This window comes from Kineococcus halophytocola, assembly GCF_041276425.1.
Taxonomy (GTDB): domain Bacteria; phylum Actinomycetota; class Actinomycetes; order Actinomycetales; family Kineococcaceae; genus Kineococcus; species Kineococcus halophytocola.
Genome location: NZ_JBGFTU010000020.1, coordinates 1 through 22,283, shown reverse-complemented (window position 1 = coordinate 22,283; position 22,283 = coordinate 1). Strand labels below are relative to the sequence as shown.

The following is a 22,283-nucleotide window of genomic DNA, read 5'->3' as shown; positions in this document are numbered from 1 at the left end:
AGGCCGGGACGGCTCAGCGCGTCGCGGTCCCCGCGCCGCCGGCGCCGCCACGGCCGCCGCGACCCCCGCGGCGACGACGGCGCGGAGCGCCCCCGGGGGCCGCACCCGCACCGGCCGGGCGCCCGGACGCGGGAGCCCTGCCGGCCGTCCCGGTGGACTTCGTGGTCGTGGTGGTCGTCGTGCGCGCCGCGGCCGCCCGCTGCGGCTGCGGCGGGGCGGTCGGCACGGGCGAGTCGGCGGGGTCGACGTACGCCGCGGTCGGGCCGACGAGCCGGGCGGTCAGGGCGTGCCCGGTGCCCACCGGCGTCCACTGCGGGGAGATGCCGGCCTGGCGGGCCAGGGTGCGCACGTCACCGCGCTGGTCGGGGGTCGCCACCGTCACCACGAGACCACCGGCGCCGGCGCGGGCCGTGCGCCCGGAGCGGTGCAGGTAGGCCTTGTGCTCGGTCGGGGGGTCCACGTGCACGACGAGGCCGACCTCGTCGACGTGGATGCCGCGGGCGGCGATGTCGGTGGCGCACAGCACGCGGACCGACCCGTCGGAGAACGCGCCGAGGTTGCGCTCGCGGGCGTTCTGGCTGAGGTTGCCGTGCAGGTCGACGGCGGGGATGCCCGCCGCGGTGAGCTGCTTGGCCAGCTTCTTGGCCGTGTGCTTGGTCCGGGTGAACAGGACCGTGCGGCCCTGACCGGCGGCCAGTTCGCGCACCAGGGCCGCCTTGGTGTCGATGGCGACCTCCAGGACGTGGTGCTCCATCGTGGACACGGGCGCGACCGCGGGGTCGACCGAGTGCACGACGGGCTCGGACAGGTAGCGCCGGACCAGGACGTCGATGCCGTTGTCGAGCGTGGCCGAGAACAGCAGCCGCTGCCCCACGACCGGGGTGGCGTCCATGAGCCGCTTGACGCCGGGCAGGAAGCCGAGGTCGGCCATGTGGTCGGCCTCGTCGAGCACGGTGACCTCGACGGCGTCCAGGCGGCAGTGGCCCTGCCCGATGAGGTCCTCCAGCCGGCCCGGGCAGGCGATGAGGACGTCGACGCCGTCCTTGAGCGCGCTGACCTGCGGGTTCTGCCCGACCCCGCCGAACACGACGGTGGTGCGCAGGCCGGCGGCCTGGGCCAGCGGCGTCACGGTCGCGGCGACCTGGTTGGCCAGCTCGCGGGTCGGCACGAGGACCAGCGAGCGGGGCCGGGTGCTGCGGCGCGGGGTCCCGGAGGCGGCCAGCCGGGCCACCAGCGGCAGGGCGAAGGCGATCGTCTTGCCGCTGCCGGTGCGGCCGCGGCCCAGGACGTCGCGGCCGGCCAGGGAGTCCGGCAGCGTCGCGGTCTGGATGGGGAACGGGTCCTGGACCCCGCGGGCGGCCAGGACGTCGACCAGGGCCTGCGGGACGCCGAGCTCGGCGAAGGAGCGGGTGTCGGTCCCGACCTCGGTGACGGTGTCGGGCACGGTGCCCGGCACGGTGCTCGGGGCGGCCTCGGGCCGGGCCGGGCGCGCGCCCTGCCCGCGCGGTGCGGGGGCCTGGGCGCCCTGGGCGTTCTGGGCGCTGCCCTGGCCGCTGCGGCGGCGACGGCGCGGGGCGGGCACGGAGCCGTCGGGACGCCCGGCGCCGGGGGTGCTGCTGGAGGTGGACGTGCGGGAGCCGCGGGGCGCGGACGAGGTCACGGAGAGCCTTCCGGTGGTCGGACACGGGGATCGGCCGTGGTGCCCGACCGCACCCGTGGACCACGGGGGACCTGCGCCCGGGCGCACCCGGACTGAACACTCGACCGCGGTCACCTCCGGTGACCGCCGGCGCCCACCCTAGTGGGCCGTGGCCCGGGTGGACGCCACCCCTCCATCGGCGCCGGCCCGCCGGACCTCAGCCGCGCGTCGCGCCGGACGTCGTGCCGGACGTCGTGCCGGGCGTCGCACCGGCACCGCACCGGCACCGCACCGGCCGTGCACGGGAGAGGCTGGAGAGGCTAACCTCACCTGTCGTGCCCACCTCGACGACGCCCCGGCCGGCGCCGGCCGCCCCGGGCCGCCCGGCGAGCGCCCGACGGCGCGGGCGGCGCCCGGTGGCCCTGCTCGTGGCGGTCCTGCTGCTGGCGGCCGCGGTCCTGGCCAGCCTCGCCGTCGGCTCCCGCGAGATCGCCCTCGGCACGGTCCTGGACGCGCTGCGCGGGACCGGCGCGAACCCCCAGGACGTCCTCGTGGTCCGCGAGCTGCGGGTCCCGCGCACGCTCGTCGGCATCGCCGTGGGCGTGGCCCTGGGCCTGTCCGGTGCCCTCATGCAAGCCCTGACCCGCAACCCGCTGGCCGACCCCGGCCTGCTCGGCGTCAACGCCGGCGCCGCCGCCGCCATGGTCACCGCCGTCGGGGTCCTGGGCCTGACCTCGCGCCTGCAGCTCGTCTGGGCGGCCCTGCTCGGGGCCGCGGTCGTCTCCGTCGCGGTGTACCTGCTGGGCGCCACCGGGCGCGGCGGGGCCACCCCGGTGCGGCTGGCCCTGGCGGGCACCGCGATCTCGGCCGCCCTCTACGCCTACGTCAGCGGCCAGGTCCTGCTGGACACCCGCACCTTCGACCGCTTCCGGTTCTGGCAGGTCGGCACCCTCGCCGGGCACGACCTGTCGGTCGCGGCCCAGCTGCTGCCGTTCTTCGCCGTCGGGACCGTGCTCGGGCTCAGCCAGGCCCGGGCCCTGAACGCCCTCGCGCTCGGGGAGGACTCCGGCCGCGCGCTCGGCGCGCACGTCGGGCGCACGCGCGTCCTGACCGCCGTGGCCGTCACCCTGCTGTGCGGGGCCGCGACCGCGGCCGCCGGGCCCATCGCCTTCGTCGGGCTGGCCGTACCGCACCTCGTGCGGGCCCTGACCGGCCCGGACCAGCGCTGGGTCCTGCCCCTGTCCTGCGTCCTGTCCCCCGCCCTGCTCCTGACCGGGGACGTCCTGGGCCGGGTCGTCGTGCGGCCCGGTGAACTGGAGGTCAGCATCGTGACCGCGATCCTGGGGGCCCCAGTCCTCATCGCCCTGGTCCGCCGGCGCCGGCTGGCGCAGCTGTGAGCGCGGCGAGCCTGGACGGGACCGTCCCCCGGCCCCCGGTGGCCGACCGGGCCCGCGCCGGACGCACCGTCCGCGCCGGGCGCCGCCTGTCCGTGCGCGTCGAGGGCCGCACCGTGACCGTCTGCGGGCTGCTGCTCGTCCTGCTGGCCGCGGTGGTCTCGGTGAGCCTGACGACCGGCGACTACCCCCTGTCCGTGCCCGACGTGCTGCGCACCCTCCTCGGCCGCGGGGACGGGGCCCAGGAGTTCATCGTGCTGGGCCTGCGGTTGCCGCGGGTCGTCACGGGACTGCTCGTGGGTCTGGCCCTGGGGGTGGCCGGCGCCGTCTTCCAGCTCGTGACCCGCAACCCCCTGGGCTCCCCCGACGTCATCGGCTTCACCTCCGGCGCCGTCACCGGGGCCCTGGTCGTCCTGCTCGTCCTGCAGCTCGGCGGGTGGGCGGTCTCCCTCGGGGCGCTCGCCGGGGGTGGCCTGGCCGCGGCCGTCGTCTACGCCCTGTCCAGCCGGGGCGGGGTGCAGGGCTACCGCCTCATCCTCGTCGGCATCGGCACCTCGGCCGTGCTGCAGGCGGTGAACAGCTACCTGCTCACCCGCTCCCGCGTGGAGGACGCCCAGAGCGCCCAGGTGTGGATCACCGGGTCCCTCAACGGCCGCGGCTGGGAGCAGGCGGCACCGCTGGGGATCGGCCTGGCCGTCCTGCTGCCCGTGCTGCTGGCCGCCGGGCGCGCGCTGACGGTGTTGGACCTGGGCGACGACGCCGCCCGGGCCCTGGGCGTGGACGTGGGCCGCACCCGCGCCCTCGTCCTCGTCCTGGCCACCGCGCTGACGGCCCTGGCCGCCACGGCCGCCGGTCCCGTCGCCTTCGTGGCGCTCGCCGCCCCCCAGGTGGCCCGCCGCCTGACCCGGGCCGTGGGCGCCGGGCTGGTCCCCGCGGGCCTGACCGGCGCGCTCATGCTGCTGGTCAGCGACCTCGCCGCCCAGCGCGTCTTCGCCCCCACCCAGCTGCCCGTCGGCGTCGTCACCGGCGCCGTCGGCGGCCTCTACCTCGCCTGGCTGCTGGTCTCGCAGTGGCGCCGCGGCCGCGGCTGACCGGTGCCGACTCCCGGAACGGAGCACCCCATGGACACCCGACTGCGCGGGGAGGGCCTGACCCTCGCCTACGACGACCGCACCATCGCCCGCGACCTGGGCGTGGAGATCCCCGACGGGTCCTTCACCGTCATCATCGGCCCCAACGCGTGCGGGAAGTCGACGCTGCTGCGGGCGCTGGCGCGGATGCTCAGACCCCGGCGGGGGTCGGTCTTCCTCGACGGCGAGCAGATCCACTCCCTGCCGGGCAAGGAGGTGGCCCGCCGGCTGGGGCTGCTGCCGCAGACCGCCACGGCCCCCGACGGCATCACGGTGGCCGACCTCGTGGCCCGCGGCCGGTTCCCGCACCAGGGGCTGCTGCGGCAGTGGTCGCGCGAGGACGAGCGCGCCGTGGACGCCGCGATGGCCTGGACGCGGGTCGCCGACCTGGCCGACCGGACCGTCGACGAGCTCTCCGGCGGGCAGCGCCAGCGGGTGTGGATCGCGATGGCGCTGGCCCAGGACACCCCGATCCTGCTGCTGGACGAGCCGACGACGTACCTCGACATCGCCCACCAGATCGAGGTGCTCAACCTGTGCGCGCAGCTGCACGAGGAGCAGGACCGCACGCTGGTCGCCGTCCTGCACGACCTCAACCACGCCGCGCGCTACGCCACCCACCTCATCGCGATGAAGGACGGCGCCGTGATGGCCCAGGGCGACCCGGCGCGGGTCGTCACGGCCGAGCTGGTCGAGGCGGTGTTCGGCCTGCCGTGCGTGGTCGTCCCCGACCCCGAGACCGGCACGCCGCTGGTGGTCCCCCGGGCCCGCACGAGCCGGCTGGGGCGGGACGCCGGGCACCAGCCCGGGCCGCCCCCGGACCGGGCCCCGGCCCCCGGCCGGGTCTGAGCGGGCGACCCCCGCTGCCCTGCCGGCCACCGGACCCTTAGCGTGTCGCACGTGCACCCCGGACCCCTCGGACGCCTCGGACTCGTCGTGCACCCCGTGCGCGACACCGTCGAGCAGGCCCGGGTCGTGGAACGCTGGGCCGCCGAGCACGGCAAGGAGGTCGTGGGGCTGCGCGCGGACGCGGCCCGGCTGCCCTCCACCGTGACGCGGGTCGGGGAGCAGGAGTTCGCCGCCACCGTCGACGCCGTCGTCAGCCTGGGCGGGGACGGCACCATGCTCGGGGCGCTGCGCCTGGTCGTCGGCCGGCGCGTGCCCGTCCTCGGCGTCAACCTCGGCCACCTCGGGTTCCTCGTCGAGCTCGAACCCCGCGAGCTGCCCGCCGCCCTGCAACGGATCTCCGCCGGCGACTTCACCGTCGAACCGCACCTGTCGCTGCGCACCGAGCTGCACGTCGGCGGCGAGCGGCGCGAGGCCGTGGCCTTCAACGACATCGCCCTGGCCCGCACCCCGGGGCGGGGCACCGTCACCGCAGCGCTGTCGGTGGCCGACCAGCGGATCGGCTACCTGCGCTGCGACGCCGTCGTCCTGGCCACCCCGACGGGCTCGACGGCCTACAGCTACGCCGCCGGCGGCCCGGTCGTCTCCCCCGCCGCCGACGCCCTGCTCGTCACCCCCGTCGCGCCGATGTCCGGCATCGGACGGCCCATCGTGCTCGGCGTGGACGAACCCGTCCGCGTGGAACTGCTGGAGGGCTCGGGCCCGCCCGTCGTGGAGGTCGACGGCGTCGGGGCCGGGGAGCTGCCGCCCGGGTCGGTCATCGAGGTCCACGCCGAGCGCGACGCCGGGCACGTGATCCGCCTAGACCCCACCGACCACGGGCGGCGGGCGCGCGTGAAGCTCAGCCTCCTGGACCTGCCGCTGCTGCCCGAGGAGATGCTGGAGCTGGTCCCGAAGGAGCTGCGGCGGGGCGAGACCACCCGCGCCCGCTGACCCCGGCCGGCCGTGGTGCACCAGGACCCCGGTGACCGTCGCGGGATGACCGGGTGGTCGCCGGTGCGCCGCGGTGGAACGTGCCGCACCGCGGAAGTGGTGCGTGGCAACCCGTTCACCGCGCAGGTACGGCGTGGGACGTACCGCTCCAGCGGCGCTCCGCCGCCTCGTCGAGGTCAGGCGGTGGGTGTTCCTCGGGGGACGTCGCGCTCTTGCCGCGAGGAGCTGACGCCGGCGATCAGCTCGAAGTCCTCGTCCAGGTGCAGCAGCGTCACCTCGTGCTCGATGGCCGTGGCGGCGAGCAGGAGGCCCACCGGACCCGGCGCCCGGTGCCACCCTCGGTGGGTGAGACGTTCTTGCAGGTCGTGCGCGCGGGCGCTGATCTGCGCACTGACCTCGATGACCTCACGGTAGTCCTGGGAAGAGCGGACGGAGAACCCGATCTCCAGCACGCTGGGCCGGGCGATGCTCAGCAGGTCCTTCCGCAGGAGGTCGTTCAACCGGGCGGCCACGACCGGTAGGTGTCAGCGGGCGTGGGCGGACGTGTCGAGCAGGAAGCTCACGCGGCGCCGTGCGCTCGATCACCAGTGTGCGCGGTGTGCGGTGCGTCGGCGTCCTGGCCGGCGGCTTTCGGGTGCTCCTGCAGGAGGGGGGCGAAGCAGCCGTTCTCGGCGCGGGTGATGAGGCGTTCGGCGGCGGCGCGGCGACGCTCGTGGCGCAGGGTGGTGCGCAGGGCGGCTTCGGCGGTGTCGCGCTCGGTGGTCGTCCCGGTGATCGCAGCCACCTGGGCCAGCAGGTCCTCGTCGATGTCGATGTGGGTCTTGTTCAGGGCGGACCTCCCGGAGGTGCACACGTCGAAGGTGGCCGATGGACATGCGGGTGGCCGTGACCAGAGCGCTGCCCCGGGACCGTGGGCGGCTGGCGGGCTGAGGCGTGCCGGCACACGTCCTCGGCAGCGGGATGATCGGGCGGTGGCACACCCGATGCTACCCGGGTAGCATCCGGTGCGTGAAGCTCAGCATCAGCCTGCCCGAAGCCGACGTCGCCGCCCTCGACGAGCACGTCCGCGAGGCCGGGTTGCCGTCACGGTCCGCAGCGGTCCAGCGAGCCATCCGGGCCCTGACCCACCAACGGCTGGAGCAGGACTACGCCGCCGCGTGGAAGGACTGGGACGACTCCGGGGACCGTGAGGTGTGGGAAGGCGCCACCGCTGACGGCCTGCGCTGATGCGCCGCGGGGAAGTCCGCCTGGTCGACTTCGACCCCGTCCAGGGCAGCGAGGCGAACAAGCGCCGGCCCGCGGTCGTGGTCAGCAACGACCGGGCCAACGCGGTCGCCGAACGCCTGGGGCGAGGCGTGGTCACCGTGGTCCCGGTGACCAGCAACACCGCCCAGGTGTTCCCCTTCCAGGTGCTGCTGACCGCCCAGGACAGCGGCCTGCACGTCGACTCCAAGGCCCAGGCCGAGCAGGTCCGTGCCGTCTCGGTGGACCGGCTGGGACCGGCCCTGGGGCGGTTGCCGCTGGAGGCGTTGGGTGCCCTGGACGACGCCTTGCGGTTGCACCTGGCCCTGTGAGGCCGGTGAGGAGAGCCACCCCACGGCGGGATGACCGTGCGCTGCGTCGAGGCCCGAGTCCTGGCCAGTGCGACCGCGCTCAGCTGGTCGGGGGTTGCTCGCCCAGGGGGGCTGGGTCCGGGCACCCCTGTCCCATCAGGGCGTAGTACCCCAGCGTCCCACCGTCGTCGTCGACGGCGAGGTCCTCCTCGTCGGTGTTCGTGCCGACTTCCCCGAGCGGCTGTCCGTTGGCCAGGACCGTCGTCACCTTCCCGGCGGGGACGGTCGCGGCGAGGGCGATGCCCTTCGAGGCGGTCGCGCTGGCGACCTCGTGGCCTTGCTGCTCGAAGGTGAAGGTCACGGTGTCACCTCCTGGGGGCTGGGTCTCGGCACCCCAGCAGACGACGACCTGCTGCACGGGCGCGGACTCCTGCGCAGAGCAGGCGGTCAACGCGATGAGGAAGCCACCTGCGATGGCACCACGACGTCCTCGTCCGGTCAGCACGAGCGAAGTCGAGCACCCCGTCCTCATCGTCGTGGTGGCGATGATCGACGACGTCAGCCACGAGAACAGCGGGCCATCGACGTGAGCGCTCAGTCGCCCAGGGGCTCGTGCAGGAGCTGCTCACGCAGGACGTCGGCGTGCCCGCAGTGCTGGGCCAGCTCACGCAGCACGTGCAGGTACACCCAGCGCAGTGGCACCGGACCGCGCCGGTTGCCGTGCACCAGGTCGTCCAGGCCCAGGGTGGCGGCCACCTGGCGCGAGGCCTCGCAGGCCTTCCGGTGCGCTTCGCGCACCGTGGCGACGGTGTCGTGCTCGGTCAGGTCGAAGGACTCGTCGGGACCGGCTTCGATGCCCAGCTCGTCGCGGGAGCGACCGGTGACGGCCTCGGCGAACCAGACCTTCTCGACGAAGGTGGCGTGCTTGACCAGGCCCAGCAGCGTGGTCTTCGACGTCACCAGGCGGGCGCGGGCTTGCTGTTCGCTGAGTCCATCCAGGCAGGCGTTCAGCGCGGCGCGGTGCTGATCGATGAAGGTCTCGAACTGGACCTCGGCAGGCCGGTCGATGACTTCTTCGGCGGTGGGCGTTGCGGTACGGGACACCCGGTGATCGTGGCAGTTCGCCTCATGCGGTGAAGGCGCTCTTCGCCAAGACCTCGAGGTTGTCGAGCGCTCGGACGGCGGGGTGACCGTGACGTCGAACTAGGGATGAGAACGGCGGTGGGAACGGCCTGGTGGCCGTCAGAGCGACGTTCTCGCCGTTCCCACCGCCGTTCCGACGTCGGACCGGCCGTGGGACCGGCCTCGCGCCATTCGCTAAGACCGTGACGTCCGTGACCGTGACGTCCATGACCGTGACGTCGAGGAGATCGAGGCGGTGCAGGTGAACCGCTGACGGCTCACCTGGCGCTGCCCGCCTGGTGCAGGAAAGGTCCGCGCCCCGCGGTGACCGGCCGAGTGCAGCAGGGCGGGGCCGCAGGACCGAGAGGTGCCACCGGTGCCCTGAGACACGACGCCGACCCCGGCCGGCCGGGTGGACGTCAGGGCGTCCCGCTCGACGGCGTGCTCGGTGGTGTGCTCGACGGCGTGCTCGACGGGGCGGACGCGGGCGCCAGGGCCTCGTCCCGGGACCCCGAGCTCCCGGTCGCGGTGGGGTCCGCGCTCGACCGCTCCGACGTCGCCGTCGGCGACGACGAGCCGGTCGAGGTCGCCTCGCCGGTGCCCGTCCGGGACGCCCCGGGGCTGCGGCTCGGCTCCGCCGTGGCCCCACCGGTGGCCCCACCGGTGGCCGTGGCGCCGTCCGTGACCGGGGCCGTGGGCGTCCCGGTCGGCGTGGACGCGGGGGTCGGCGGAGCCGGCGGGGTCGTGGTCACCCTGGTCCCCAGGACGGTCCGGCTGACCGTGTCCGAGCTGCCCTGGAACTTGGCGGCGACGCTCTGGCCGTTCAGGGACTCGAAGGCGAAGATCCCCCCGACGCTCAGGACGAATGCCATCACCCCGAGCAGGACCGCACCCCGGACCCGGGAGCGCCGTGGCGGTCCCGGCGACGGCTCGGGCACAGGCTCGGGCGACGGCGCGGGCGCAGGCACGGGCCCGTCCTCGCCGGGGGTCGGCGGCACGGGACCGGACCGGCGCTCGCGCGCCCGGCGGGCCGCCTCGCGCACGCGGTCGCGGCTGGTGTGCAGGTAGTGCCCGTAGACCGCGGCGGCGGTCGAGGCGATGACGCTGCCCAGCGCGGCGCCCACGAGGGTGCCGTAGGTGCCGAAGGTGCGCAGCCCGGCCAGCAGGAGGGCGGAGGTCACGGCCGCGCCGGCTCCGCCGGCGATCTGCAGCCAGTTGATGGTCAGGGTCGTCCGGGGTGGGGTCTGCTCGCTCATTCCGCTCTCATCGTGGCAGCCCGTCCGCGGGGGTCCCGGCAGCGCAGCGGTCGGGTCCTGTGAAGGGTCCCGCGCAGGCTCCTGTCGCGCCGCGGCGCCCGCGCCGCCAGAGTGTGGGCCATGACGATCCTCGTGCAGGACCTGAACCAGTGGAAGGGCGCTCCCGTCCTGGACGTGAGCGACGAGAAGGTCGGCAACCTCGCCTCCGTCTACGTCGACGCGGCCACCGACGAGTGGCTCTTCGCCGCCGTGGAGACCGGGGTGGTGGGGTTCCGCAAGGTCGTCCTGGTCCCCCTGGAGGGCGCGGCCGTCGGGCGGCACGACATCCGGGTCGCCTTCCCCCGCGAGACGGTGAAGGCGGCGCCGACGTTTGGCACCGACGAGGAGCTCGGCCCGGACGACGAGCCGCGCATCTACGTGCACTACGGGATGGAGTACTCCCCGGCCGACACCCCCAGCGGCCGGCGGCTCGCCCGCCGCTGATCCCCCCGCGCGCCAGCTCCGCTCAGGAGCGGGCGCGCTGCATGGCGTCGCTGACCTCCCCGACCAGCTCCTCCAGCACGTCCTCCAGGAAGACCACCCCGGTCACCGCGCCGGCCGCGTCCACGACGCGGGCCAGGTGGGCCCCGGTGCGCCGCATCGCGGCCAGGGCGTCCTCGACCTCCTCCCCCGCCCCCAGGGTGCCGAGCGCACGGACGCGCTTGTCCGGCACCGGCTCGGCGTAGCGCTCGGGGTGCTCACCGGGGTCGGCGTACAGGATGTCCTTCAGGTGCAGGTACCCGTGCAGGTCCCCGGCGGGGTCCACCAGCGGGAAGCGGCTGAACCCCGTGCGGGCCACGAGGGCCTCCACGTCCGCCGGGGAGGACCCCACCGGCAGCGTCCGCAGCTCGGCCAGGGGCACGGCGATGTCCCCGACCGTCCGGTCGGAGAAGCCCAGCGCCCCGGTGACCACCCCGCCGGAATCGTCCAGGGTCCCCTCCCGGCGCGACTCGGCGACGATGGACTGGACCTCCTCGACGGTGAAGGCGCTGGAGACCTCGTCCTTGGGCTCGACGCCCATGAGCCGCAGCACGGCGTTGGTCAGCGCGTTCAGCGCCCGGATGACCGGGCCGATGACCCGGCCGATCGCCACCAGCGGAGGGGCCAGGACGAGGACGGCGCGGTCCGGTCCGGCGATCGAGAGGTTCTTGGGGATCATCTCCCCGACCACGACGTGCAGGTACGTCACGATCGACAGCGCGATGACCAGGGAGACGGGGTGCACGAGCACCTCGGGCAGGTGCACGGCGTGGAACGCCGGTTCCAGCAGGTGGGCGATGGCCGGTTCGGCCACCGCGCCCAGCCCGAGGGAGCACAGCGTGACCCCCAGCTGGCAGGCCGCCAGCATGAGCGAGACGTGCTCCATCGCCGCGAGCGCCGACCGGGCCCGCGCGCTGGTCTCGGCCAGCGGCTCGATCTGGCTGCGCCGGGCGGACAGGACGGCGAACTCGGCGCCGACGAAGAAGGCGTTGCCCAGGATGAGGAGCCCCGCCAGGACGAGGGCGGCCTGGTCGCTCACCGGGACCCCCCTCCACCCAGGGCCTCGGCCCTGTCGGTGCCGGTGCTGGTGCCGGTCTCGGAGGCGGGCCGGGGCCGCAGCCGCAGCCGCTCCACCCGCCGTCCCTCCATCCGCGCCACCCGCAGGACGGTCCCGCCGACCTCGACCTCGTCGCCGACGGCGGGGATGCGCCCCAGCCGGGCCATGACGAAACCGCCGACGGTCTCGTAGGCCGGGTCGTCGGGCACCTCCACCTCCGTGGCGTCGCGGACCTCGTCGGGCCGGGCCAGCCCCGGCACCGTCCAGCTGCCGTCGCGGTGCTGGCGCACCCCGGACCGGTCACGGTCGTGCTCGTCGGAGACGTCCCCCACGATCTCCTCGACGAGGTCCTCCAGGGTCACCACCCCCGCCGTGCCGCCGTACTCGTCGACGACCACGGCGAGCTGCAACCCCTTCTGCCGCAGCTGCAGCAGCAGCGGTTCGAGCGTCAGGGAGTCCGGCACGCGCCGGGCGTCGGTCATGAGGGCCGCCGCGGGCACGTCGTGGCGGCGCTCGGCCGGGACGGCGACAGCGGCCTTGAGGTGGACGACCCCCCGGACGTCGTCGTCGTCGTCCCCCGTCACCGGGAAGCGGGAGTGCCCCGTCGCCCGGGCACGCGCGACGACGTCGGCGGCGGACTCCTCCAGGCGCACGACCTCCATCCGCACGCGCGGGGTCATCACGTCGGCGGCCGTCTGGTCCCCGAACAGCAGCGAGCGGCTGATGAGGTTCGCGGTGCCCTCGTCCAGCGTGCCCAGGTCGGCCGAGCGGCGCACCAGGGCGGCCAGCTCGCGCGCCGAGCGGGCCCCGGACAGCTCCTCCTGGGGTTCGACGCCGATGCGGCGCAGGAACCAGTTGGCGCTGCCGTTCAGGACGACGAGCAGGGGCCCGGTGAACCAGGTGAACCCCCGCTGCAGGGGGGCGACGACCCCGGCGGTGCGCAGCGGCACCGACAGCGCGAGGTTCTTGGGGACGAGCTCGCCCACCACCATCGAGAACGCGGCGGCGACGATCACGCTGAGCACCCCTGCGGAGGAGGCCGCGAGGCGCTCCCCGAGGCCGAGGGAGGCCAGGGGGCCGCGCAGCAGGGAGGCCAGGGAGGGTTCGGTGAGGTACCCCAGGAGCAGGGTCGTCAGGGTGATGCCGACCTGGGCGCCGGAGAGCTGGGTGGACAGCGTGCGCAGGGCGGGCAGGACCCCGGCCGCGCGCCGGTCCCCGTCCTCCACCGCCTTCTCGACGGTGAACCGGTCGAGGGTGACGAAGGCGAACTCGGCGGCGACGAAGACGGCGGTGCCGAGGGTCAGGACGATCCCGACGAGCAGGAGGAGCCACTCGGTCAGCACCCGGACACCCCTGGTGCGGGTGCGTCAGCAGATGCCGGGTGCGGACGGTGGCGACTGGGGGGAGGGTCGGGCTCGACCCGGGCATCTGAGCTCATGGCGTCCCCGATGGTAGTGCCAGGACGTGCGACCGGGCCCGTCAGCCGATGCCCCGACCGGTGTCGTGGCGGCGCTCGCGCGCCGGCGGCGCGGCCCGTCTCAGAAGAGGGTGTCCCCGCCCAGGAACGTCTCCAGCGGGGTGACGCAGCGCCGCGCCGCCCGCAGCAGGGAGTCGTGACCGCAGCCGCCGGCCACGAGCGCCGTCGCCGTGGGGACGGCGGCGGCCATGGCGTGCGCCGCGGCCCCGAAGAAGGCCGGTGACCGCTCCCCCGTCAGCAGCAGGGCGCGGGCGGGCAGGTCGGCGTAGACCTCGGCGGGCCCGTCGAACTGCAACCCGGCGCGGGTCTCGGCGAGCACCTGCGGCAGCCGGGCGGCGGTGGAACGTCCCCACTCGGTGCGGGCGAGCACCCCGCCCAGGAGCCGCTGGACGCGTTCGGTGCGGGCGACGGCCTGCAGCGAGGACGTCCGCAGGTGCCGGTCCAGGTGAGCCAGCGCGAGGTCGGGGGCGTTCGTGGCCAGCGCCCGCGCGGCCTGTTCCAGCGCCTCCTCCGGGACCGACCCGTCGATGGGCAGGACGGCGTCGTAGACGGCGACCCGGTCGACGCAGCGGTCCAGCAGACCGGCGGTGGCCAGCAGCGCGACGAGCCCGCCCAGCCCGTGACCGAGCACGAGCCGGGCCCCGGTGCGCGTGAGGACGGCCCCGAGGAGGGCGACGTCGTCGGCGACGGCGTAGCGGGCCCCGTCCCGGCCCGTCTGCTCCCGGTCGAAGCGGTGCACGGTGAAGCGGCCCGCGAGCCGGTCGGCGAGCTTGCCGTAGTCGGCCGCGGGCCGGGCGCCGTGCACGAGGACGAGCCCCGGCCCGGCACCGGACGTGGTGACGTCGACGGGGGTCCCGTCCGCGCGTCGCACGCCCTCCAGGATCAACCGGTCACCACCCGGTGGGGAGCGGGCGGCCCTCGTCGTAGCCGGCCGAGGACTGCAGGCCGACGACGGCGCGCTCGGCGAACTCGGGCACCGAGCGCGCGCCGACGTAGGTGAAGGAGGACCGCACCCCGGAGGTGATCTGGTCCAGCAGGTCCTCCACCCCGGGGCGGGCGGGGTCCAGGTGCATGCGCGAGGAGGAGATGCCCTCCTCGAACAGCCCCTTGCGGGCCCGCTGGAACGGGGAGTCGGCGCGGGTGCGGGCGGCCACGGCGCGGGCCGAGGCCATCCCGAAGCTCTCCTTGTACTCCCGGCCGCCGGCGTCGACGGCCAGGTCGCCGGGGCTCTCGTGGGTCCCGGCGAACCAGGACCCGACCATGACCTGGCTGGCCCCGGCCGCCAGGGCGAGCGCGACGTCGCGGGGGTGACGCACACCGCCGTCGGCCCAGACGTGACCGCCGAGCTCGCGCGCGGCGGCGGCGCACTCCAGGACCGCGGAGAACTGCGGGCGCCCCACGCCGGTCATCATCCGCGTGGTGCACATGGCGCCCGGGCCCACGCCGACCTTGACGATGTCGGCGCCGGCCTCGAGGAGGTCGCGCACGCCCTGCGCGGTGACGACGTTGCCCGCCACGACCGGCACGGCCGGGTCCAGGGCCCGCACGGCGCGCAACGCCTCGAGCATCTTCTCCTGGTGCCCGTGCGCGGTGTCGACGACGAGGGTGTCGATCCCCGTGTCCAGCAACGCCTTCGCGGTGGCCGCGACGTCACCGTTGATGCCGACGGCGGCCGCGACGCGCAACCGGCCGCGGGCGTCGAGCGCGGGCCGGTAGACGGTGGAGCGCAGCGCACCGGTCCGGGTCAGCGCGCCGACGAGGACCGGCCCATCCCCCTCGTCGCGCACGACGGGGGCGAACCGGCGGCGGGTGGCGTGCAGCACGCCGAACGCGGCCTCGAGGTCGTCCTCGACGGAGGCGTCGACGGTGACCGGCTCGCGGCTCATGACGGTGCCGACCTGCGTGAAGCGGTCCACGTCGGCGCAGTCGGCCGGGGTGACGACGCCGAGGACGTGCCCGGCCTCGTCCAGGACGACGGCCGCGCCGTGGGAGCGCTTGGGGATGAGGGCGAGGGCGTCGGCGACCGTGTCGTGCTCGCGCAGCACGACGGGCGTCTCGAAGACGGGGTGGCGGTCCTTGACCCAGGCGACGACCTCGGCGACCACGTCGAGGGGGAGGTCCTGGGGTAGGACGGCCATCCCGCCGCGACGGGCGACGGTCTCGGCCATCCGCCGCCCCGAGACGGCGGTCATGTTGGCGACGACCACGGGCACGGTGGTGCCGGTGCCGTCGCCGGTGGACAGGTCGACGTCGAGCCGGGAGGTCACCGCCGAGCGCGACGGGGCGAGGAAGACGTCGCTGTAGGTGAGGTCGTGGCGGGGCTGCTGACCGTCGAGGAAGTGCACGTCCCCAGGGTAGGCGGCGGGCGGGGCCAGACGGACGGGCGGACGGGCGGACGGGCGCACGGGCGGCGCACCGGATCGGGAGGGCGTGTGCAGGGCTCGTGCACACAGCCGCCGTCCGGCTCCCGTCCGGGTCCACCGGGCCCGGGCCGTCCTACGCTGGCCGCCATGAGCATCGGAACCACGTCGGCACCCTCCGGTGGCGGGCCCCAGAACGGTCAGCCGCCGCGCACGGCCGTCGTCGTCGAGGACGAACCCACGATCGCCGACGCCGTCGCCCGGCGGCTGCGCGCCGAGGGGTACACCGTGGAGACGGCCGGTGACGGCCCGTCCGGGGTGGAGCTGTGCGAGCGCGTGGCCCCCGACGTCGTCGTGCTCGACGTCATGCTCCCCGGCTTCGACGGCCTGGAGGTGTGCCGGCGCGTGCAGGCCTCCCGGCCGGTGCCGGTCCTCATGCTCACCGCGCGCGACGACGAGACCGACAAGCTCGTCGGCCTGGGCGTCGGCGCCGACGACTACATGACCAAGCCGTTCTCGATGCGCGAGCTGGTGGCCCGGGTCAACGGCCTCGTGCGCCGCGTGGAGCGGGCCCGCGCCCTGGTGGGGGCGCCGCAGCCGACGACCGAGGCGATGCGGTTCGAGGTCTCCGACGGGGAGCTGGTGGTCGACCGCGCCCAGCGGCGGGTGCGCCGGGCCGGGGCCGAGGTGCACCTGACCCCCACGGAGTTCGACCTGCTCGTGTGCCTGGCCGAGTCCCCGCGCACCGTGCTGACGCGCGAGAAGCTGCTGGAGGAGGTCTGGGACTGGGTGGACGCCTCCGGCACCCGCACCGTGGACAGCCACGTGAAGGCGTTGCGCCGCAAGCTGGGTGCCGACCTCGTGCGCACCGTGCACGGCGTCGGCTACGCCTTCGAGCCCTCCGGCACCCAGGAGGCCCCGTGACGGGCCCCTCCTCCGACCCCGCCGGCACGGGCCTGACCGGCCCGATCCCGATCAGCGGGGCGGCCCACGACGCTCGGGTCCGCGCGGCGAGGACCGCGACCCGGCGGCCGTGGCCGGACGTGCGGCCGCTGGACCCGGTGCACTCGATCAAGACCAAGCTCGGCCTGCTCGTGGCGGCGTCGGTGACGCTGGCCTCGCTGCTGGTGTGGGCGGGGCTGCGGCTGGCCGAGATCCACATCGGGCCCCGCTACACGCTGCCCGCCTCGATCGTCGTCACCCTCGTGTTCACGCAGCTCCTCGCCCGGGGCATGACCTCCCCGCTGCGGGAGATGACGGCCGCGGCCCGGGCGATGGCGACGGGTGACTACTCCCGGCGGGTGCGCTCGACGTCCAGCGACGAGGTCGGTGAGCTGGCCGACGCGTTCAACCGGATGGCCGAGGACCTCGAGGCCGTCGACCGCGAGCGCCGCGAGCTCGTGGCGAACGTGAGCCACGAGCTGCGCACGCCGGTCTCGGCGCTGCACGCGGTCATGGAGAACCTCGTCGACGGGGTCACCGAACCGGACCAGGAGACCCTCAGCACGGCCCTGGCCCAGACCGAGCGGCTGGGCCGGCTCGTGGAGCAGTTGCTGGACCTGTCGCGGCTGGACGCCGGGGCGGTGGAGCTGGACCGGGAGTACCTGGCGCTGGAGCCGTTCCTGGCCCAGGCGACGCGGGCGATGAAGATGACCGGGCGCGACGTGGAGTTCGTCCTGGACGTCGACCCGCCGGGGCTGGAGGTCCTGGTCGACTCCGCCCGGTTGCACCAGGTGGTGGCCAACCTGCTGGACAACGCCTCGCGGCACTCCCCGCCCGGCGGGAAGGTCTTCGTCTCGGCGGTGACCGTGGGTCAGGTCGTGCGGATCACGGTGCAGGACCAGGGGCCGGGGATCGCCGACGCCGACCGCGAGCGCGTCTTCGAGCGCTTCCAGCGCGGCAGCGCGCGCACCGACGGCGGCACGGGGCTGGGCCTGGCCATCGCGCGCTGGGCGGTGCAGTTGCACGGCGGCACGATCCGCGTGGCGCCGACCCCGCCGGAGGGGGGCTGCCGCATCGACGTCCACCTCCCCAGAGTCACTGAGGAAGCACCGGGTGTGACGAAGTCCTCTGGTGGTGCGGCGGCGCGGCCGTAGGGCGACGGGCAGGCGCATACCACACCGGGATAGGGTGGACGGGCGCCCGCAGTCGAGAACGTACGTCCGTTCGGTCATCCAGGAAGAAGGCGACAACGCCGTGCCATCACAGCCCTCGCACCACGAGGACAAGATCGCTGCCACCTTCGGTCCCAACGAGTGGCTCGTGGACGAGCTGTTCGAGCAGTACAAGACCGACAAGAACTCCGTCGACGAGGCGTGGTGGGACTTCTTCGAGGACTACTCCCCCGCGGAGAGCCCGGCGGAGACCACGAAGTCCTCGGGCGCGCACGGGACGAACGGCACGACGCAGGGCACCGGGGCGCAGGAGCCCGGCGCGAAGGAGCCCGCCGCGCAGGGGTCCACCACCTCGACCACCCCGCCGCCGCCGGCACCGACGCCGGCACCGACGCCGGCACCGCAGCAGGCGGCGGAGGCCGCCGGGGAGCCCACGCAGAAGTCCATGCCGAAGCCCGCGCAGAAGCCCGCGCAGAAGCCCGCCGAGAAGGCCGCCGGGAAGCCCGCCCAGAAGCCCGCGGACGAACCCGCCGCCCCCGCCCAGGACACCGTCTCGCCCCTGCGCGGCCCCGCCGCCCGGGTCGTGACGAACATGGAGGACTCCCTGGAGGTCCCCACCGCGACGAGCGTGCGCGCGGTCCCGGCCAAGCTCCTGGTCGACAACCGCATCGTCATCAACAACCACCTCAAGCGCGCTCGCGGCGGCAAGGTCTCCTTCACCCACCTCATCGGGTTCGCCGTCGTCGAGGCGCTGTCGGCCATGCCGTCGATGAACACCGCGTACACCACCGACGCCAAGGGCAAGCCCGCCGTCCTGCAGCCGGCGCACGTCAACCTCGGCATCGCGATCGACCTGCCCAAGCCCGACGGCTCGCGCCAGCTCATGGTGCCGGCGGTCAAGGCGTGCGAGGGGAAGAACTTCTCGGAGTTCTGGAGCGCCTACGAGGACGTCGTGCGCCGCGCCCGCGGCGGGAAGCTGACCACCGAGGACTTCGCCGGGACGACGATCTCGCTGACGAACCCCGGCACGATCGGCACCGTCCACTCGGTGCCGCGCCTGGTCAAGGGCCAGGGCGCCATCATCGGCGTCGGTGCGATGGAGTACCCGGCCGAGTACCAGGGCGCCAGCGAGGAGACGCTGACGCGCCTGGCCGTCAGCAAGGTCATCACGCTGACCTCCACGTACGACCACCGCATCATCCAGGGCGCGGGGTCCGGGGAGTTCCTGCGGATCGTGCACTCCAAGCTGCTGGGCGAGGACGGGTTCTACGACCGCGTCTTCCAGGCGCTGCACATCCCCTACCAGCCGATCCGCTGGACGCCGGACATCTCGATCAGCCACGACGACCAGCTCAACAAGACCGCCCGCCTGGTCGAGCTCATCCACGCCTTTCGGGTGCGCGGGCACCTCATGGCCGACACCGACCCGCTGGAGTACAAGCAGCGGATCCACCCCGACCTGGAGATCGAGACCCACGGCCTGACGCTGTGGGACCTCGACCGGGAGTTCCCCACCGGCGGGTTCGGCGGCAAGGCGCACATGAAGCTGCGCGACATCCTCGGGGTGCTGCGCGACTCCTACTGCCGCACCGTCGGCATCGAGTACATGCACATCCAGGAACCGGACCAGCGCAAGTGGATCCAGGACCGGGTGGAGCGCCCCTACGCCAAGCCGACCGCGGCCGAGCAGTTGCGCATCCTGCGCCGGCTCAACGCCGCCGAGGCGTTCGAGACGTTCCTGCAGACGAAGTACGTGGGGCAGAAGCGGTTCTCCCTGGAGGGCGGGGAGTCGGTCATCGCCCTGCTGGACGCGCTGCTCTCGCGCGCGGCCACGACCGGGATGGACGAGGTCTGCCTGGGCATGGCCCACCGCGGCCGGCTGAACGTGCTGACGAACATCGCGGGCAAGAGCTACTCGCAGGTGTTCCGCGAGTTCGAGGGCATGCAGGACCCGCGCACGGTCCAGGGCTCGGGCGACGTGAAGTACCACCTGGGCACCGAGGGCACGTTCACCGGTGAGGACGGCGAGCAGACCAAGGTCTACGTCGCGGCCAACCCCTCCCACCTGGAGGCCGTGGACCCGGTGCTGGAGGGTGTGGCCCGGGCCAAGCAGGACCGCATCAACCTCGCCGGCGCCTCGTTCCCGGTGCTGCCCGTCCTCATCCACGGCGACGCGGCGTTCGCCGGCCAGGGCGTCGTGGCCGAGACGCTGAACCTGTCCCAGCTGCGCGGGTACCGCACCGGCGGCACGGTCCACGTCGTCATCAACAACCAGGTCGGGTTCACCACGGCCCCGGCGTCCTCGCGCTCGTCGGTGTACTGCACCGACGTCGGCCGGATGATCCAGGCGCCGATCTTCCACGTCAACGGCGACGACCCCGAGGCGTGCGTGCGGGTGGCCCAGCTCGCGTTCGAGTTCCGTCAGGAGTTCGACAAGGACGTCGTCATCGACATGGTGTGCTACCGCCGTCGCGGTCACAACGAGGGTGACGACCCCTCGATGACGCAGCCGCTCATGTACAACCTCATCGAGAAGAAGCGCTCGGTGCGCAAGAGCTACACCGAGGGCCTCATCGGCCGCGGCGACATCTCCGTGGAGGAGGCCGAGGAGGCGCTGCGCGACTACTCGGCCCAGCTCGAGCGCGCGTTCGCCGAGACCAAGGGCACGAAGAACGGCGGGTCCGGCGACGGGGACAGCCGCGGCGGGCTGGAGAAGCCGTCCGCGCAGGAGGCCGACGAGCAGACCCCGGCGCAGGCGCGCGAGACCGCCGTGGAGGCGGCCGTGCTCCAGCACATCGGCCAGGTGCAGGCGAACCCGCCGGAGGGGTTCACCGTCCACCCCAAGCTGCGCCAGCTGCTGGACAAGCGGGCGCAGATGTCGACCGAGGGCGGCATCGACTGGGGCTGGGGCGAACTGCTCGCGTTCGGTTCGCTGCTCATGGAGGGCACCCCGATCCGGTTGTCCGGGCAGGACTCCCGGCGCGGGACGTTCGTCTCGCGCCACGCGGTGCTCACCGACCGCGCCACCGGGCAGGAGTGGACCCCGCTGCTGTACCTGGGCCGCGAGGGCGCCGAGCAGGCGAAGTTCTGGATCTACGACTCCCTGCTGTCGGAGTACGCCGCGATGGGCTTCGAGTACGGGTACTCGGTCGAGCGGCCCGACGCGCTCGTGCTGTGGGAGGCGCAGTTCGGGGACTTCTTCAACGGCGCCCAGACCGTCATCGACGAGTTCATCGCCGCCGGTGAGCAGAAGTGGGGCCAGCGCTCCTCGGTCGTGCTGCTGCTGCCGCACGGCTACGAGGGCCAGGGCCCGGACCACTCCTCGGGGCGCATCGAGCGCTTCCTGCAGCTGTGCGCCGAGGACAACATGACGGTCGCGGTCCCCTCGACGCCGGCGAGCTACTTCCACCTGCTGCGGCGGCAGGCCTACGCCCGCCCCCGCCGGCCGCTGGTCGTGTTCACCCCGAAGTCGATGCTGCGCCTGAAGGCCGCGACGTCGGCCGTGGAGGACTTCACCTCGGGCACGTTCCAGGAGGTCATCGGCGACCAGGGCGGGCTGGACCCGGCGGCGGTCGACCGCGTGCTGCTGTGCTCGGGCAAGGTCTACTGGGACCTCGTCGCCGAGCGGGCCGCCCGCTCGGACACCACGACGGCGATCGTGCGCCTGGAGCAGCTGGCCCCGCTGCCCCTGGAGCAGGTGCTGGACGTCCTGTCCCGGTTCCCGAACGCCGAACCCGTCTGGGTGCAGGAGGAACCGGCGAACCAGGGCGGCTGGTGGCACGTGGCGATGGGCCTGTTCCCCGCGCTGACCGCCAAGCTGCGCCTGGTGTCCCGTCCCGCCTCGGCGTCCCCGGCCGCCGGGTCGGCCAAGCGCCACCAGGCCGAGCAGCGCGCGCTGGTCGAGGAGGCCTTCGCGCGCTGAGGCCCGCCGCCCGCGGACCCCGTCACCCGGTGCGGGTGGCGGGGTCCGTGCGTGCGAGCGACTATCCTCGCCCCGACCCCCGGACGGCCCGAGAGCACCCGGGACGACCCGGGACGACCCGAGACGACCCGAGACGACCACGACAGGAGCACGACCCGCGTGAGCGAGGACCAGCAGTGAACGGCCGCTACGACGTGCGGGTGTGCCTCGTCGGCGACGAGTTCGTCACCGGGGTCGGTGACCCCCGCGCGCTGGGCTGGGTGGGCCGCGTCTCGGCCCGCACGCCGCGCGAGGACCGGGACGTGACGTTCTTCCCGCTCGGGGTGCCGGGCGAGACCACGACCGAGCTGAACAACCGCTGGCGCGAGGAGACGTCCCGCCGCTTCGTCGGCGGGGACGAGCACCGCCTCGTCGTGGGCCTGGGCCACGCCGACATCGACGCGGGCACGACGCTGGCGCGCAGCCGCCTCAACCTGGCCAACGTCCTGGACGAGTGCGAGGCCCGGGGGCTGCCCTCGCTCGTGGTGGGCCCCACCCCCGTGTCCGACGCCGACCGCAACGACCGCATCGGCGACCTGGCCGACGCCTTCGCGGACGTGTGCGCGCGCCGCCGGGTCGCCTACGTGGACACGTTCTCCCCGCTGCTGGAGCACGAGGACTGGTACGCCGACCTCGCCGCCTCCGACGGCACCCACCCCGGTCAGGCCGGGTACGGGCTGCTGGCGTGGCTGGTGCTGCACAGCGGCTGGTACGACTGGCTGGGCGTGCCCCAGCCCTGAGAGGTTGTCCTCAAAGGGGGTGATGTGTGCACGGTAGGACCATGAGCGTCCCCACCAGGACTCCCTACCCCTCCGACCTCACCGACGCCGAGTGGGACATCGCCCAAGCCCACCTACCCCAC

Annotated in this window: 21 protein-coding genes; 11 read left to right on the top strand and 10 right to left on the bottom strand. The window is 74.5% G+C overall.

The features are described from left to right. Positions 1–13 precede the first annotated feature (13 nt). Positions 14–1,660 carry a DEAD/DEAH box helicase gene (locus tag AB2L27_RS16120; protein WP_370442512.1) on the bottom strand — a complete coding sequence of 549 codons (1,647 nt, stop codon included), beginning with the start codon at positions 1,658–1,660 and terminating at the stop codon, positions 14–16. Positions 1,661–1,974: 314 nt separating this feature from the next. On the opposite strand from AB2L27_RS16120, the gene AB2L27_RS16115 reads away from it, so the two are divergent. Genes AB2L27_RS16115 through AB2L27_RS16100 form a run of 4 tightly spaced genes read left to right on the top strand, consistent with a single transcriptional unit; the run spans position 1,975 to position 6,002 of the window. Further along, on the top strand, positions 1,975–3,036 hold the full coding sequence (locus AB2L27_RS16115) for a FecCD family ABC transporter permease (protein WP_370442511.1): 1,062 nt from the start codon (positions 1,975–1,977) through the stop codon (positions 3,034–3,036). Next, complete coding sequence (locus tag AB2L27_RS16110) at positions 3,033–4,124, top strand: FecCD family ABC transporter permease (RefSeq protein WP_370442510.1); 1,092 nt, start codon at positions 3,033–3,035, stop codon at positions 4,122–4,124. The genes AB2L27_RS16115 and AB2L27_RS16110 overlap by 4 nt, the downstream gene beginning before the upstream one ends. A 30-nt stretch (positions 4,125–4,154) precedes the next feature. Next, positions 4,155–5,012 carry an ABC transporter ATP-binding protein gene (locus AB2L27_RS16105; RefSeq protein ID WP_370442509.1) on the top strand — a complete coding sequence of 286 codons (858 nt, stop codon included), beginning with the start codon at positions 4,155–4,157 and terminating at the stop codon, positions 5,010–5,012. Positions 5,013–5,063: 51 nt separating this feature from the next. Continuing rightward, positions 5,064–6,002 (top strand): NAD(+)/NADH kinase, encoded by a 939-nt coding sequence (locus AB2L27_RS16100; protein ID WP_370442508.1) that lies wholly within the window; start codon positions 5,064–5,066, stop codon positions 6,000–6,002. A gap of 176 nt (positions 6,003–6,178) precedes the next feature. Here AB2L27_RS16100 and AB2L27_RS16095 read toward each other — a convergent pair whose 3' ends face one another. Beyond that, a complete protein-coding gene (locus AB2L27_RS16095) occupies positions 6,179–6,514 on the bottom strand; it encodes a PIN domain-containing protein (protein WP_370442507.1) in 336 nt (111 codons plus the stop codon). Positions 6,515–6,561: 47 nt separating this feature from the next. Next, positions 6,562–6,855 (bottom strand): type II toxin-antitoxin system VapB family antitoxin, encoded by a 294-nt coding sequence (locus AB2L27_RS16090; RefSeq protein WP_370442506.1) that lies wholly within the window; start codon positions 6,853–6,855, stop codon positions 6,562–6,564. 155 nt (positions 6,856–7,010) lie between these two features. Here AB2L27_RS16090 and AB2L27_RS16085 point away from each other — a divergent pair, with 155 nt between their 5' ends. Together AB2L27_RS16085 and AB2L27_RS16080 are read left to right on the top strand one after the other, a co-directional pair. Continuing rightward, positions 7,011–7,229, top strand: coding sequence for a ribbon-helix-helix domain-containing protein (locus AB2L27_RS16085; RefSeq protein ID WP_370442505.1), 219 nt, complete (start codon positions 7,011–7,013; stop codon positions 7,227–7,229). Beyond that, a complete protein-coding gene (locus AB2L27_RS16080; protein WP_370442568.1) occupies positions 7,226–7,576 on the top strand; it encodes a type II toxin-antitoxin system PemK/MazF family toxin in 351 nt (116 codons plus the stop codon). The genes AB2L27_RS16085 and AB2L27_RS16080 overlap by 4 nt, the downstream gene beginning before the upstream one ends. Before the next feature lie 79 nt (positions 7,577–7,655). Here the strand turns inward: AB2L27_RS16080 and AB2L27_RS16075 are convergent, their stop codons facing one another. The 3 genes from AB2L27_RS16075 to AB2L27_RS16065 form a co-directional block, all read right to left on the bottom strand. Next, positions 7,656–7,916, bottom strand: coding sequence for a hypothetical protein (locus AB2L27_RS16075; protein WP_370442504.1), 261 nt, complete (start codon positions 7,914–7,916; stop codon positions 7,656–7,658). Between the two features lie 233 nt (positions 7,917–8,149). Beyond that, positions 8,150–8,659 carry a DinB family protein gene (locus AB2L27_RS16070; protein WP_370442503.1) on the bottom strand — a complete coding sequence of 170 codons (510 nt, stop codon included), beginning with the start codon at positions 8,657–8,659 and terminating at the stop codon, positions 8,150–8,152. 437 nt (positions 8,660–9,096) lie between these two features. Then, complete coding sequence (locus AB2L27_RS16065; protein WP_370442502.1) at positions 9,097–9,933, bottom strand: hypothetical protein; 837 nt, start codon at positions 9,931–9,933, stop codon at positions 9,097–9,099. A 120-nt stretch (positions 9,934–10,053) separates the two neighbouring features. Here AB2L27_RS16065 and AB2L27_RS16060 point away from each other — a divergent pair, with 120 nt between their 5' ends. Next, positions 10,054–10,416, top strand: a complete 363-nt coding sequence (locus AB2L27_RS16060; protein WP_370442501.1) for a PRC-barrel domain-containing protein — start codon at positions 10,054–10,056, stop codon at positions 10,414–10,416. A 22-nt stretch (positions 10,417–10,438) separates the two neighbouring features. Here the strand turns inward: AB2L27_RS16060 and AB2L27_RS16055 are convergent, their stop codons facing one another. The 4 genes from AB2L27_RS16055 to AB2L27_RS16040 all read right to left on the bottom strand — a co-directional run bounded on the left by AB2L27_RS16055 (position 10,439) and on the right by AB2L27_RS16040 (position 15,331). Beyond that, positions 10,439–11,491 carry a hemolysin family protein gene (locus AB2L27_RS16055; RefSeq protein ID WP_370442500.1) on the bottom strand — a complete coding sequence of 351 codons (1,053 nt, stop codon included), beginning with the start codon at positions 11,489–11,491 and terminating at the stop codon, positions 10,439–10,441. Further along, positions 11,488–12,852, bottom strand: a complete 1,365-nt coding sequence (locus tag AB2L27_RS16050) for a hemolysin family protein (RefSeq protein WP_370442499.1) — start codon at positions 12,850–12,852, stop codon at positions 11,488–11,490. Before AB2L27_RS16050 ends, AB2L27_RS16055 begins: the two co-directional genes overlap by 4 nt. A 195-nt stretch (positions 12,853–13,047) precedes the next feature. After that, entirely contained in the window at positions 13,048–13,857 is an 810-nt protein-coding gene (locus AB2L27_RS16045; RefSeq protein ID WP_370442498.1) for an alpha/beta fold hydrolase, read from the bottom strand. Between the two features lie 19 nt (positions 13,858–13,876). Next, positions 13,877–15,331: a GuaB1 family IMP dehydrogenase-related protein gene (locus tag AB2L27_RS16040; RefSeq protein WP_370442497.1), complete on the bottom strand. Its 1,455-nt coding sequence runs from the start codon at positions 15,329–15,331 to the stop codon at positions 13,877–13,879. A 165-nt stretch (positions 15,332–15,496) separates the two neighbouring features. Between AB2L27_RS16040 and AB2L27_RS16035 the strand changes: the two genes are divergently transcribed. The 4 genes from AB2L27_RS16035 to AB2L27_RS16020 all read left to right on the top strand — a co-directional run bounded on the left by AB2L27_RS16035 (position 15,497) and on the right by AB2L27_RS16020 (position 22,161). Beyond that, a complete protein-coding gene (locus AB2L27_RS16035; RefSeq protein ID WP_370442496.1) occupies positions 15,497–16,270 on the top strand; it encodes a response regulator transcription factor in 774 nt (257 codons plus the stop codon). Then, the gene (locus AB2L27_RS16030; protein WP_370442495.1) at positions 16,267–17,442 is read left to right on the top strand and encodes a sensor histidine kinase; all 1,176 of its coding nucleotides are present in this window, start codon (positions 16,267–16,269) and stop codon (positions 17,440–17,442) included. Before AB2L27_RS16035 ends, AB2L27_RS16030 begins: the two co-directional genes overlap by 4 nt. Before the next feature lie 100 nt (positions 17,443–17,542). After that, complete coding sequence (locus tag AB2L27_RS16025) at positions 17,543–21,382, top strand: multifunctional oxoglutarate decarboxylase/oxoglutarate dehydrogenase thiamine pyrophosphate-binding subunit/dihydrolipoyllysine-residue succinyltransferase subunit (protein WP_370442494.1); 3,840 nt, start codon at positions 17,543–17,545, stop codon at positions 21,380–21,382. Positions 21,383–21,558: 176 nt separating this feature from the next. After that, positions 21,559–22,161 carry a GDSL-type esterase/lipase family protein gene (locus AB2L27_RS16020; RefSeq protein WP_370442493.1) on the top strand — a complete coding sequence of 201 codons (603 nt, stop codon included), beginning with the start codon at positions 21,559–21,561 and terminating at the stop codon, positions 22,159–22,161. Positions 22,162–22,283: the final 122 nt, after the last annotated feature.